Source organism: Mucilaginibacter sp. P4_A11 (genome assembly GCF_056402535.1).
In genome coordinates this window covers 1-13,602 of record NZ_JBFUHE010000026.1, presented here as the reverse complement: position 1 = coordinate 13,602, position 13,602 = coordinate 1, and the positions used below count along the sequence as shown (strand labels likewise).

The 13,602-nt window shown below is 41.9% G+C and carries 10 protein-coding genes and 1 riboswitch; of the genes, 5 read left to right on the top strand and 5 right to left on the bottom strand.

Features of this window, described 5'->3' with window-relative positions; all coding sequences use genetic code 11:
- Positions 1–3 precede the first annotated feature (3 nt).
- From AC1DUD_RS29960 to AC1DUD_RS29950, 3 genes are all read right to left on the bottom strand, one after another.
- Complete coding sequence (locus AC1DUD_RS29960; protein ID WP_477381430.1) at positions 4–636, bottom strand: histidine phosphatase family protein; 633 nt, start codon at positions 634–636, stop codon at positions 4–6.
- Positions 637–742: 106 nt separating this feature from the next.
- Positions 743–1,936 carry an aminofutalosine synthase MqnE gene (mqnE, locus tag AC1DUD_RS29955; RefSeq protein ID WP_477381518.1) on the bottom strand — a complete coding sequence of 398 codons (1,194 nt, stop codon included), beginning with the start codon at positions 1,934–1,936 and terminating at the stop codon, positions 743–745.
- Positions 1,937–2,028: 92 nt separating this feature from the next.
- Complete coding sequence (locus tag AC1DUD_RS29950; protein WP_477381428.1) at positions 2,029–2,547, bottom strand: hypothetical protein; 519 nt, start codon at positions 2,545–2,547, stop codon at positions 2,029–2,031.
- 95 nt (positions 2,548–2,642) lie between these two features.
- Here AC1DUD_RS29950 and AC1DUD_RS29945 point away from each other — a divergent pair, with 95 nt between their 5' ends.
- Entirely contained in the window at positions 2,643–3,758 is a 1,116-nt protein-coding gene (locus tag AC1DUD_RS29945) for a trans-sulfuration enzyme family protein (RefSeq protein ID WP_477381426.1), read from the top strand.
- Here the strand turns inward: AC1DUD_RS29945 and AC1DUD_RS29940 are convergent.
- Complete coding sequence (locus AC1DUD_RS29940; protein ID WP_477381424.1) at positions 3,755–4,693, bottom strand: hypothetical protein; 939 nt, start codon at positions 4,691–4,693, stop codon at positions 3,755–3,757. The genes AC1DUD_RS29945 and AC1DUD_RS29940 overlap by 4 nt on opposite strands.
- A 340-nt stretch (positions 4,694–5,033) precedes the next feature.
- Positions 5,034–5,144, top strand: a riboswitch (SAM riboswitch).
- A gap of 247 nt (positions 5,145–5,391) precedes the next feature.
- On the opposite strand from AC1DUD_RS29940, the gene AC1DUD_RS29935 reads away from it, so the two are divergent.
- The 3 genes from AC1DUD_RS29935 (at position 5,392) to AC1DUD_RS29925 (ending at position 9,092) form a co-directional block, all read left to right on the top strand.
- Entirely contained in the window at positions 5,392–6,711 is a 1,320-nt protein-coding gene (locus tag AC1DUD_RS29935; protein WP_477381422.1) for an O-acetylhomoserine aminocarboxypropyltransferase/cysteine synthase family protein, read from the top strand.
- Between the two features lie 90 nt (positions 6,712–6,801).
- The gene (locus tag AC1DUD_RS29930) at positions 6,802–7,857 is read left to right on the top strand and encodes a homoserine O-acetyltransferase family protein (RefSeq protein WP_477381420.1); all 1,056 of its coding nucleotides are present in this window, start codon (positions 6,802–6,804) and stop codon (positions 7,855–7,857) included.
- A complete protein-coding gene (locus tag AC1DUD_RS29925; protein WP_477381418.1) occupies positions 7,857–9,092 on the top strand; it encodes a homoserine dehydrogenase in 1,236 nt (411 codons plus the stop codon). Before AC1DUD_RS29930 ends, AC1DUD_RS29925 begins: the two co-directional genes overlap by 1 nt.
- A gap of 80 nt (positions 9,093–9,172) precedes the next feature.
- Here AC1DUD_RS29925 and clpB read toward each other — a convergent pair whose 3' ends face one another.
- Positions 9,173–11,791, bottom strand: coding sequence for an ATP-dependent chaperone ClpB (gene clpB / locus AC1DUD_RS29920; protein ID WP_477381416.1), 2,619 nt, complete (start codon positions 11,789–11,791; stop codon positions 9,173–9,175).
- Between the two features lie 150 nt (positions 11,792–11,941).
- Here clpB and AC1DUD_RS29915 point away from each other — a divergent pair, with 150 nt between their 5' ends.
- Entirely contained in the window at positions 11,942–13,282 is a 1,341-nt protein-coding gene (locus AC1DUD_RS29915) for a sensor histidine kinase (protein WP_477381414.1), read from the top strand.
- The last annotated feature ends 320 nt before the right edge of the window (positions 13,283–13,602 follow it).

Below are 13,602 nucleotides of genomic sequence, written 5' to 3'. Positions count from 1 at the left end.
GCGCTATTTCTTTTCTTCGGAATTTTTTAGATGTTCGGCGTCGTTAAAGTCGATGATCTCAAACTTTTCGCCGTTGTAGGTTACCTTATATAGTACCAGATTTTGATGTGGAAAGGTATCCATTTCAGATAAGGGTTTGCCGGTAAGGATGCAAAGCAACAGGCGTAAAGCACGGCCGTGCATGCAAATAAGCACGTTTTTTTCTTCGGGGTGACTCATGATCACTTCCATGGCCTCACGCTGGCGCACCTCAACCTCAACAGGACTTTCACCACCTTCAAACTTACTGTCGAGTTTGCCATCCAGCCAGTCACGCATGATCTGCAGGAAAGCTGCCTTATTATTCGTAGTTGGTGCCTGGCCTTCATGAATGCCCCAGGCCAGCTCATCTAAACCCGAAAGCTTTTCATAAGGTATCCCGAGATCGATAAAAGGCTGAATACTTTGTTGCGTACGCTTTAATGCCGATATATAAATTTTATTGAACGGAACGGTTTTATAAGCCTCAAAAAACTGGCAGGCCTGTTTACGCCCTTCGTCATTTAAATCGGTATCCACCCCGCGGCCTTGTATAATACCAAGTTTGTTATACTCAGTTTGGCCGTGACGTACTATATATAAGGTTTTTTGTACCATTTTTTTGAGCTGAAAGCTAAAAGCCGAAGGCGAAAGCTTTCTTACTTTTTGAATAATTTTGTTTTTGCTTTAAGCTTTCAGCCTTTGGCTTTTAGCTTAAAAAAACTTAGTTAATTACCGGTAACTTGTAATACTGGGGTTTTGGCTCATCGCCAAATTCAACGTTGGTATAATCTGTTACCACATTATATAATGTATCACGTTCGATGGGTTGACGGCCTACATGTTTAATTAATTCAACCAGTTGTTTGGTGCTCATGCCCGGATGCTGTTCTTCGGCACCCGCCATCGAATAAATTTTTGTCGTGTCATCCAATGTGCCATCAATATCATCAACGCCGAAATTAAGCGAAAGCTGCGCCGTTGTACGGCTGATCATTGCCCAATAAGCTTTGATGTGGTCAAAATTATCGAGGTAAATACGGGCCACAGCATAGTTACGCAAATCTTCAATCACAGAAACCTCGGGTACATGCGACATCTGGTTATCCTTGTTACGGAATTTAAGCGGGATGAATGTTTGGAAACCACCGGTTTTGTCCTGTAGTTGGCGCAGGCGATCCATATGGTCGATACGGTGTTTATATTCTTCAATATGACCGTAAAGCATGGTTGCATTTGAACGGGAGCCAAGCTTATGCCATTCTTCGTGAATAGCCAGCCATTGATCGGCAGTACATTTATCTTTCGAGATTTGGTCCCTTATTTCAGGATCGAAAATCTCTGCACCGCCGCCGGGGATCGAATCCAGACCAGCCTCTTTCATCAGGCGCATGCCTGTAGCGTAATCAATTTTGGCTTTTTTGAAAATGTAATGGTATTCAACCGGGGTAAGGGCTTTAATATGCAATTCCGGGCGGTGGGCACGGATGCGGGCAAAAAGCTCCTGGTAAAAAGGTACATCATATTGCGGCAATACGCCGCCTACAATGTGGACCTCGGTAACCGGCTCGCCGTCATATTTGGTAACCATGTCGAACATCTCATCCATGGTGTACTCCCATCCTTCTGATTTTTGTTTCAGCAGGCGCGAGTATGAACAAAATTTGCAGTCGTAAACGCAAAGATTGGTTGGCTCGATATGAAAATTACGATTAAAATAAGTTTTATCGCCGTGGCGCTCCTCGCGGATATAGTTGGCTAAAGTGCCAAGGTATCCAAGCTCGCCCTGCTCGTAAAGCAAAACGCCTTCATCAAAAGTGATGCGTTGTTTATTTAGTACCTTTTGGGCAATGTGCTTTAAGTCAGCAGATAAATTCGGATCCTGGAGCAATACCTGTAAATTATCTGAATTATGCATCATTATAAATTTGGCCAAATGTACAAAAAAGCATAAAAGTAATATGCGTTATGACACATATCGGCCAAATTATCCGGTAAATTACATTAAGGTTACAGTGCCTTGATCTCACTTATGGAAATCCCTGTTGAGCAATCGTCCTGGCAGCCATTAGGCACATAACTGGCATCAGAGATCATACCGTTATTATTGGTTTCAAAATAAATGGTATTTTTTTTCTTATCAGCCGCGAGCCATTCGCTTTTTGCTTTTTGGTATACCTGATCAAGGGTAAGTAATGACGCACCTGAATTATGCTGCCCTAAAGACACTTTGTCTTCGTGCCATTGTTCCCTTATCGTTTTGCCGGGGGCGCCATTTGGTGCGTAAACTAATGTATATGATAAAAAGTCACGGGCTACTAATACACCATTTTGAACAGAAATCTTTGTTTCTGAGCCGTAACCAAAAACTGAACCGGCGTTAACAGTATAGGTATATGAGTTTTTACTTTCAGTCTTGAAGCTTTGCCATACTTTATAGCTTTTGTCATAAGCAGTTTCGTTAGCATCTTTTTTGCAGGCTGATAAGCCGGTGATAACAAATAAGATCAGGATAAAGGTTCTCTTCATGTGGATAGGTTTTACAGCCTATTCGATTAAAAATAAAAAAACGCTACAGCTAATAACAAATATTCTTGTTTATTTTGGGCGATAAGCATAAAACCATGAAAACTGAAACTATAGCTATACACGCCGGAAACCATGTTGATGAAGCAACAAGGGCCGTAATACAACCCATTATTATGTCAACCACGTTTGAGCGTGGCGAGGACGGTGGTTTTCCGGCAGGTTATATTTACAGTCGCTCGGCAAACCCTAACAGGCATGCGTTGGAGAACGTGCTGGCTAAACTGGAAGGCGGTATTGAGGCTGCTTCTTTTTCTTCGGGTAATGCAGCAGGGATGTCTGTTTTTCAATCGCTTGAACCAGGCACGCACATTATTGCCCCTGATGATATGTATCATGGCTTGCGCAATCAGCTTAAAACCCTGTTTGCCGGGATCCTTACTTTCGATTTTATCGATGTAAACGATACTGAAGTTTTGCAGCAACATATTAAGCCAGAAACAGGTTTGATCTGGATAGAAACCCCTTCAAACCCGTTATTGAAAATTACAGATATAAAAAAGGTAGTAGCAATTACCAAATCAAAAGGTATTAAGGTTTTATGCGATAATACCTTTGCAACCCCGGTTTGTCAGCGGCCGCTTGAATTAGGCGCTGATATGGTGATGCACTCGGCTACCAAATATTTCGGCGGGCATAGCGACTTGATGGGCGGCGTTTTGATTACTGCCGAAAAGAACGATTGGTGGGCAAAAATCAGGCAGGTGCAGGAAATGGGCGGTGCTATCCCCTCGCCTATGGATTGTTATTACCTGGTGCGTAGTATTAAAACGCTGCCGTACCGCGTAAAAGGCCATGTACAGAACGCTCAACTGCTCGCCGAATACCTCGAACAACATCCTAATGTTGAAAAAGTGATGTACCCCGGTCTGCCATCGCACCCTCAGCATGATATCGCTAAAGATCAGATGCTGGCTTTTGGCGGTATGCTATCCTTTATTATTAAGGGAGATGAAAATGATACGCATAACATTATCAATAAGCTCAAGCTATTCATCAAAGCTACCAGCCTTGGAGGCGTAGAAAGTTTAATAGAACACCGTGCTACAGTTGAAGGGCCTGATACTAAGACTCCCAGAAATTTATTAAGGGTTTCGGTTGGGCTGGAGCATATTGACGATTTAATTGCTGATATGGAGCAGGCACTGGCTTAATGCGTGTTTTTTTCTTTTTCTTTGTCTTTATTGAATGAGTTTACTAGTATGTTAGCGGTAATTATTACACCATAATTTTTGTTTGTAATTCCGTATTCTTTTATAAGTTGATGCTTGTCAATGATTATTAATTCCTTGAATATTTTGTCATTTATCCCAGCTAAATTTCCTTCGTAATTAGTTTTAAGTATTTTTTTATTGAGGATATATTGAATTTGAGAAATGTTAGCCGGATTAGAAATAAGCTTAGCATAACCCGAAGATTTTGATTTGAAATACGTTTGATAACGATGGATATCAAATTTTTTGGTTTCTACATAGATCAATCCATATTTTGCTTCACGGCCGTACTTTATTATTGCACTTGCATCTTTGTAAACAGAAACAGTTGCAACATCATTAGAGTTAAGTTTGTTTAAATCATCCCCCCTTACTCGTACACTATCGATAAAATATACTGGTTCGTTATTTTCAGTTTCGCCAGTTACATACTCATGGGTGTCTTCTTTCATCACTCCATGACAGGATAGTATCAAATCTGCACCTTCCACGGGTTTTTCCATGTAATATGCTTCATCTATAGGGAATAATGGCTTTTTAGTGCTATCTATCTTAACATAAAATGAAATAGTATCATTGGAAAAATTCCAATAATCGGAACAACCTCTGGTATTCCATTGCTCTTTAAATGCAGGATATAGTTTGAACAGATCTTTAAGCACCAATTTACTAAGATCAATCATTTTCCCGTCGGGCAATTTCCCCGCAAATTCTTTTGTTAACCTGATTTTGCTAATTAGATCAGATTTTTGATCTTGCTGAAATATCATTCCCGGATATTTGGGGGTCGAATATCCCTCGTCTGCTATATATCTTGAATCATCTCCAACGCAATTTGCCGTTAGATCCATTTCTTCAACTATTGTAGCTTTCAAACCGGGGTCAGATTTCTTTAAATCAGCAATTGTGGTTTGACAGAGGCAAATATTATTTACGATGATTTTTTTGAAAGATGTTGAATCATTTGTTTGAGAAAAAACATTTGTAAAAAAAACGGATAGGACTACAATAATTATAAATGATTATTGAAGCGTATTTTCCAGCATAAGGAATAGGTATTAAAGATATCTGCTAAGGTATAAAAGTTTTCATTCGCATTAGTTACAAGCCTTTTGAAATAAAATTTGGTACATTACCATATAAGGCCTTATATTTGGAACATTATTTGGTAGCGATACCATAGTCGATCAATCCTCCGCACATAGTTCGGGTTTTGATTTATAAAGAAGCGGCGAGAGATCAGGCTCCATGACCCGCTGGCAACCCTTCAGTGTTGAAGAAGGTGCCAATTCCTGTCCCGGCAAATAACACCGGGGAATATAAATTTTTAACCATGAAAAGTTTAATTAAATTTACGCAACGCAACACTTTTTACACCTCAAACGGTAACGTACAATATATTAGCTCCCCTATTAGCTGTATTTGTATGTGTTGCTGCTGTTGATGCTTAGCACGCCCCTGCTTTCATTTCATTGAAAATGCGCGTGCTGTTAAACCGGTTAATTCAAACCGGCTTGTCAAAATCCATCTAACATTCAAAAATCTAAATTAAACACATTAAAAAAATCAAACTATGTCTGCCTTAAAATTTGAAACCTTACAATTACATGCCGGCCAGGAAGTTGATCCAACAACAGGTTCACGTGCAGTGCCGCTTTATCAAACTACTTCATACGTATTTAACAGTGCCGAACATGGTGCAAACCTGTTTGCGCTGAAAGAATTTGGCAATATTTATACCCGCATCATGAACCCTACTACCGATGTGTTTGAAAAACGCATTGCAGCTTTAGAGGGTGGCGTAGCGGCGCTGGCAACGGCATCGGGACAGGCGTCACAATTTATTGCTTTAAATAACATCCTGCAGGTGGGCGATAATTTTGTTACTTCTCCTTTTCTGTATGGTGGTACTTATAATCAGTTTAAAGTAGCCTTTAAACGTTTGGGTATCGATGTACGCTTTGCTAAAGACGATACCGCAGCCAATATCGAAGCACTTATTGACGATAAAACAAAAGCTATTTTCCTGGAAACTATCGGCAACCCAGGTTTTACCATTGCCGATTTTGAAAAAGTAAGCGAAGTTGCCAAAAGGCACGATCTGCCATTAATTGTTGATAATACTTTTGGAGCAGGCGGTTACCTCTTCCGCCCTATTGAGCATGGTGCTAATGTGGTTGTGGAATCAACTACCAAATGGATTGGCGGGCATGGTACCAGTATTGGCGGTGCTATTATTGATGCCGGTAATTATAACTGGGGCAATGGCAAGTTTCCGCAATTCACTGAGCCATCTGAAGGTTATCACGGATTGGTATTTAACGATGTATTCGGTATCGGCGGCCCCTTTGGCAATATCCAGTTCATTATCCGGGCACGTGTAGAAGGTTTACGGGATTTCGGCCCGTCGCAATCGCCATTCAATGCGTGGCTTAATATCCAGGGACTGGAAACCCTTTCATTACGTGTACAACGCCATGTTGATAATGCACTGCAATTAGCCAAATGGCTTGAGCAGCATCCGCAAGTGGCAAGYGTGAATTACCCCGGATTGGAATCATCATCATATCATGATCTTGCTAAAAAATATTTAAAAAATGGTTTTGGCGGCGTATTGTCGTTCGAGATCAAAGGTGATAAAGCGCAGGCCAGCCAGGTCATCAACAACCTGAAACTGGTGAGCCATTTAGCCAATGTGGGCGATGCAAAAACACTGATCATACAGCCATCGGCAACAACGCATCAGCAATTATCTGATGAAGAGCAATTATCAGCCGGTGTTAAACCTGCATCATTGCGTGTTGCAGTGGGCATTGAGCATATTGATGATATCAAAGCTGATTTTGAACAGGCTTTTGCAAAAATTAAGCAAGGTGCGGGTGAGTTAGTTTAACAATGTATAGTTTTTTTTAAGTGATATAGTAAACGTTATTACAGGTTGCAGCCGGAAATTCCGGCTGCGCCTGGAATAACAAACAAAAGAATGAACGCAGAGATATTTAAATACACTGATACTTTTGAATTTGAATCGGGCCGGCAGATTGAGGGTTTAGAGATAGGCTTTCATACATACGGCAGGTTAAATAAGGAAAAAAATAACGTTGTTTGGGTTTGCCATGCGCTTACAGCCAACAGCGATGTACTTGACTGGTGGAAAGGTCTTGTGGGTACAGGTTACTTCATTAATCCTGAAGAGCATTTTATAGTTTGCGCCAATATTTTGGGCTCTCCTTACGGTACTACCAGTCCGCTGAGCATTAACCCGGTTACCGGTCAGCCATACTATCTCTCCTATCCCCAGTTTACCACAAGGGATATGATTAAGGCGCATCAGCTACTTGCCGATCATTTACAGATTGACAGTATTCATATATTAATTGGCGGCTCTCTTGGGGGCCAGCAAGCTATGGAATGGGCAATTATTGAGCCCGAGCGGATCAAAAACCTTATCCTGATAGCCACTAACGCCAAACACTCGCCATGGGGTATTGCCTTTAACGAGTCTCAGCGTTTAGCTATAACTGCCGACCGCACTTTTTATGCCAACGCGCCAGATGGCGGCCAGAAAGGTTTAAAAGCAGCACGTAGTATTGCGTTGCTGAGCTATCGTACTTACAAAACTTATGGCATTACCCAGCAGGAAGAAGGTGATACTGTACAGGACGATTTTCGCGCCTCAACTTATCAAAATTACCAGGGGCAAAAGCTGGTGAACCGTTTTAATGCCTATAGCTATTGGTATTTAACCAAAGTGATGGACTCGCACAATGTAGGCCGCGGCCGTCATGGAGTTGAAAAAGCGTTAAGCCTCATCAAGGCAAAAACTTTGGTTATCGGCATCTCTTCGGATGTTTTGTTCCCAATAGAAGAACAGCAATACCTATTTAGGCATATCCCGAAAGCGGCCTTTGCCGAACTGGATTCGTTTTATGGGCACGATGGGTTTTTAATTGAAACAGAAGCATTAACAAACATATTCACATCGTTTTTTAAAACCGATGTGAAAGGAAAAATTATAGAATTGCAACGTACAGCGTAATGAGTAAAAAGTTAAATATCGGCCTCTTCGGATTTGGGGTTGTAGGCCAGGGTTTATATGATATCGTCAAAACAAAGCATTTAAATATCGAGATAGTAAAATTTGCTATCAAGGATCCAAATAAAAAGCGTTCCCTCCCAGCCCACCTGTTTACTACCGACAAAGAGGAATTGCTTAATAACCCTGAGATCAATACCATTGTTGAGCTCATTAATGATACCGAAGCGGCTTTTGAAATTGTTTCGAGGGCTTTAAAATCAGGAAAGAACGTTGTTTCTGCCAGCAAAAAAATGATTGCCCTTCATCTCGAGGAATTGATCGAGATCCAGCATCAATATGGTACATCTTTATTGTATGAAGGTGCAGTTTGCGGCAGTATCCCTATTATCCGTAATCTGGAGGAGTATTACGACAATGAATTGCTGCACTCAATAAGCGGTATTTTTAACGGCTCATCAAACTACATACTTTCGAAAGGTTTTATTGAAGGATTGGATTATGATAGCGCGTTAAAACAAGCCCAGGATCTCGGCTTTGCCGAAACCGACCCAACCAGCGATGTTGGTGGCTTTGATGCCAAATATAAATTGGTGATTGCTGCTGCACATGCTTACGGGGTAGTTGTACAGCCCGATGAGGTATTTAACCTGGGCATCCAGAACCTTGCGGCTGCCGATTTGCAATATGCCCGCGAGAAAAACCTGAAAATTAAACTGGTGCCCGTAGCTAAAGAACTCGACGACCGTAATGTTGCACTGTTTGTATTGCCTAAATTTGTAAACGATAAAGAGTTTTTATACAACGTTGAGTACGAATACAATGGCGTAACTGTACAAGCTGCCTTTGCCGACCAGCAATTCTTTTTCGGAAAAGGTGCGGGCGGCCACCCTACCGGTTCGGCGGTGCTATCAGATATTGCTGCATTGCGTTATAATTACCAGTACGAATACAAAAAAGCTAAGGAAAAAACAGATCTTAATTTCACCAATAATATCGAATTAACCGTTTATCTGCGTTATGACGATGAAGAATTGGTTGAGGCGCTGAACTTTGTACATATCAATGAGCGTTACTATTCAGGTAATTACAAATTTGTTATAGGAAAAATCAATTTACAAAATCTGATCGCTAATCAATTACGTATATCGGAAAGTAAGGCTTTCGTAGCCTTTGCCGATCAGCTTACGGGGGTCAGCTTAGCATCGGTAACTAAACAAACAGCCGAAGTTTTTTAGTAGATTCTTCAGTTGTTAATAATAAAAAAGGCTTCTCAAATTGGGAAGCCTTTTTTATTATTAATTTTGTCGTTATAAACTTATTTGGCCGGTTCTACGGCCTCTTTAGCTGCGTTCAGAAACACGAACTGGTTATCAAACATATCAATTTTAATGATGCTGTCTTTATCCACCGTACCGGCCAGGATCTGCTTACTTAGCTCGTTCAGGAGCTTCTTCTGGATCACACGTTTTAACGGACGTGCGCCAAACTGCGGATCATAACCTAACTGTGCAAGCCAATCCAAAGCCTCATCCGATGCTTCGATAGTCACACCCATTTCGGCGAGAGTTTGCTGAACCTGTTTAAATTGTAGTTTAACAATATCATGGATCTCATCGCGGTTAAGCGGGGTAAACATGATGATCTCATCTATCCTGTTCAAAAACTCCGGACGGATAGTTACCCTTAACAGGTTAAACAGCTCGTTCTTGGTTTTTGCTATTAGCTCATCGCGGTTCTCGTCCTCCAGGTTCTGGAAATTTTCCTGGATAATGTTTGAACCAATGTTGGAGGTCATGATGATGATGGTATTTTTGAAGTTCACCACACGGCCTTTATTATCGGTTAAACGACCATCATCCAAAACCTGTAACAGGATGTTGAATACATCGGGATGGGCTTTTTCAATCTCGTCCAGTAGTACCACGCTGTAAGGCTTGCGTCTAACGGCCTCGGTTAACTGTCCGCCTTCATCATACCCAACATAGCCCGGAGGCGCTCCTATCAGCCTTGACACAGCATGGCGTTCCTGGTATTCACTCATATCTATCCGCACCAGGGCAGCTTCATCATTAAACAGGTACTCGGCCAAGGCCTTTGCCAGCTCGGTTTTACCTACGCCGGTTGTACCTAAAAATATGAACGAGCCAATTGGCCTGCGTTTATCCTGCAAACCTGCACGGCTGCGGCGGATAGCATCGCTTATGGCTTCAATAGCCTCCTCCTGTCCGGCAACACGTTTGTGCAGCTCGTCTTCAAGGTTAAGCAGTTTTTCACGCTCACTCTGGATCATTTTACTAACCGGGATGCCTGTCCAGCGGCTTACTACACCGGCAATATCATCGGCTGTAACTTCCTCTTTCAGCATGCGGCTGTCGCTTTGATTTTCAAGCAGGGCGGCTTTTAGCTTTTCAACTTCGGCCTGGGCTTCAACTATAGTTCCGTAGCGTAATTCGGCTACCTTGCCATAGTCACCTGCCCGCTCTGCTTGTTCAGCTTCCAGTTTATAATTTTCTATCAGCTCAACCTTGGTGTTAATGCCGTCAACGAGGTCTTTTTCACCTTTCCATTTGGCACGTAACGAATCTCGCTGTTGTGACAGATTAGCTATTTCTTCGCTCAGTTCGGCAACCTTGCGGTCGTCTTTTTCACGTTTGATAGCTTCACGCTCAATTTCAAGCTGCATGATACGACGTTCAAGCTCATCAACTACTTCCGGTACCGAATCCATTTCCAAGCGGAGTTTTGAAGCGGCTTCGTCCATCAGGTCGATAGCCTTATCAGGTAAAAACCTGTCAGAAATATAACGCTGTGACATTTCGACAGAGGCGATGATCGCTTCGTCTTTGATCCTCACCTTGTGGTGGGTTTCATAACGTTCTTTTAAGCCACGTAAAATAGATATGGCATCAGCTGTATCAGGTTCTTCAACCATCACTTTTTGGAAACGGCGTTCCAAAGCTTTATCTTTTTCAAGGTATTTCTGGTACTCATTAAGTGTAGTAGCGCCTATCGAGCGAAGTTCGCCACGTGCCAAGGCCGGCTTTAAGATATTGGCCGCGTCCATAGCACCTTCTCCCCCGCCTGCACCTACCAACGTATGGATCTCATCAATAAACAGGATGATCTCGCCGTCACTTTGGGTAACTTCTTTTATAACGGCTTTCAACCGTTCTTCAAACTCGCCTTTGTATTTGGCGCCTGCAATCAGCGCGCCCATATCCAATGAGTATACCACTTTGGTTTTCAGACTTTCGGGCACATCGCCTTTAATGATTCTGAAAGCAATACCTTCGGCAATGGCTGTTTTACCAACACCCGGCTCACCAACCAATATCGGATTGTTTTTGGTACGGCGCGACAGGATCTGGATAACACGGCGAATTTCATCGTCGCGGCCGATAACAGGGTCCAGTTTGCCCGAACCTGCGTATTCGTTCAAATTACGGGCATATTTGTTAAGGGCATTGTAAGTAGCTTCGGCGTTTTGATCTGTTACTTTGCTATCACCGCGTAATTCAATGATAGCTTTTTTCAGGTCTTTTTCATTAACACCTGAGTCCTTAAGCATAGTGCTTACCGCACCGCCGGCTGCCAGAATGCCCAACAGCACATGCTCAACCGATACAAATTCATCTTTAAATTCTTTTAAATATCCGGAAGCTTTTTGCAAAGCCGAATTTGCTTCAGACGAAAGGTATACATTGCTCCCGCTTACTTTAGGGAACGACGCGATCTGCGCATCTAAGGTATCATTCAACCTGTTCAGGTTAACGTTTAGTTTCTTTAATAAGTAAGTAATTACGTTTTCATCAACCAGCAATAAGCCTTTAAGCAGATGTGCGGTCTCAATAGCTTGCTGTTGGTTACCAACAGCAATTTCAGATGCCTTTTGTACGGCTTCCTGAGCTTTTATGGTAAAGTTGTTAAAATTCATAGTGCTTAGTGCTGATCAATTTACCTGCCATTTAACCTATAGTGAAAAAATGTCATTAGTTTACAAAATCAAATGGCACTTTGTCATATTTCTGTTACATCAAAAGGAAATATTTTCATATTTTTGTTGTAATCTATACTATCAAACGAGGTGAATACCCATTTTTTCTTCAACAGCCTTCCGATAAAATACCGATCGCAATACCGTGATCATTATACTTACCAAAACCTGGTAGCCATCAGGGGGGCGAGTACCATTTTTTTGGTTCTAAATGTAATTATCCGCATTCTTTACCTGGTATTCCCGGTTAGTTTAACAAAAGCACAAAACTTTCCCGAATTTAATTTCAGTAACTGGATTTTTATTATTGTTACTCCCGTTTTTTTGATAGCCAGCAACCTTTTTATAGTTGGTTTTAAAAGGCATAAAAAATCTACAACAGGCATGTCGCTGCTTGTGTTTTTGTTTGCGCTTTATATTATTGTTTGCGGTATGTACTCGAGCTTTATCGCCACATCTGACCCAAGCAATGCTCTCACTTTATATCTTGTAGCGTTAAGTTTAATAAGCGTAATAGTCGTTTTTGAATATTATGAAACCGTATTGCTGCTTATAGCCGTTGAGCTTTTTTTTACTTCCATGCTATTTTACAGCCAAACGCCGGCTACTGATATGCTGTATAACCAGTTGATCTCAGCTATTTTGCTTTCGGGTTTTTATTTTATATCAAGGTTTTTTTTTACCTATAAAACTAACTACTACTTGCAGCTGATCGAGATCCGGGAAAAAAACTCTGAAATAGAGAAGGCAAGCGAGTTTAAAAACCAGGTGTTAGGTATGGTAGCCCATGACCTTCGCAACCCCATAGCCGCTGTTGAATCAATTGCCATGATGATGGAACTTGATGAGGTTGACGACGATACACAGGACAATATTAATATGATGAAAGCTTCATGTGTAAAAGCCCGGAGTATTATTGATGATTTGCTGGAGGCGGCACGTGACGAAAATATTGCGGTTTTTGAAACCCGGAACATTGAACTTAATCAATGGCTTAACAACGTTGTGGGCGATTGGAAACTACAACAAAGAAGCAATGTAAACGTCCTGTTCATTAGTTCGGTAAATTCAGTTAGCGCACAAATAAACCACGAAAAGTTTCACCGGGTTATTGATAACCTGATCAGTAACGCTGTGAAATTTTCAAAAGACCGTGATCGCGTTGATATCCGCTTGTCTCAACATGGAAACTTAGTCACTATTGATGTACAGGACTATGGTATGGGGATTCCGGCCGCTATGCTGCCGGAGATATTCAATCGCTTTTCCAAAGCGGGCAGAACAGGTTTACGTGGCGAAAAATCAACCGGGCTTGGCTTAAGCATAGTGCGCCAGATTATTGAAAAGCATAAAGGGACTATCAATGTTACCAGCACCGAAGGACTGGGATCTACGTTTAGTATCACCCTGCCGGTAACTAATTCATTTTAAGAATGGATGTCATACTGAGTGTTTAAATCCGTCGAACTCTGAAGGTGCAATGACATCTCCACAACGTCATTGCGAGGTACGAAGCAATCCCCGACAGGCAGGTAACGATCTTTGTTCTATGGACTTACATCGTCGAGCTCTTGGCCGCGCGGGGCCAGATACTTTTGTCTTGACACAAAAGTATCCAAAAAGTCAAGTCAGCAGGTAGGCTTCTTTGCGCACAAGGCCTTTGCCCTGCAAACCGGACAGAACCACGGGCTGCAATTATTTTGCCCCGCTGCGCTCCCTACGCTTCTGCAAAAACTTGCTATGCCCCTTCC

What these genes read in the sequence shown, in the direction of transcription:
- AC1DUD_RS29960 (WP_477381430.1), bottom strand. Translation starts at nt 636, where the DNA reads ATGGTACAAAAAACCTTATATATAGTACGTCACGGCCAAACTGAGTAT.
- mqnE (WP_477381518.1), bottom strand. Translation starts at nt 1,936, where the DNA reads ATGCATAATTCAGATAATTTACAGGTATTGCTCCAGGATCCGAATTTA.
- AC1DUD_RS29950 (WP_477381428.1), bottom strand. Translation starts at nt 2,547, where the DNA reads ATGAAGAGAACCTTTATCCTGATCTTATTTGTTATCACCGGCTTATCA.
- AC1DUD_RS29945 (WP_477381426.1), top strand. Translation starts at nt 2,643, where the DNA reads ATGAAAACTGAAACTATAGCTATACACGCCGGAAACCATGTTGATGAA.
- AC1DUD_RS29930 (WP_477381420.1), top strand. Translation starts at nt 6,802, where the DNA reads ATGAACGCAGAGATATTTAAATACACTGATACTTTTGAATTTGAATCG.
- AC1DUD_RS29925 (WP_477381418.1), top strand. Translation starts at nt 7,857, where the DNA reads ATGAGTAAAAAGTTAAATATCGGCCTCTTCGGATTTGGGGTTGTAGGC.
- clpB (WP_477381416.1), bottom strand. Translation starts at nt 11,791, where the DNA reads ATGAATTTTAACAACTTTACCATAAAAGCTCAGGAAGCCGTACAAAAG.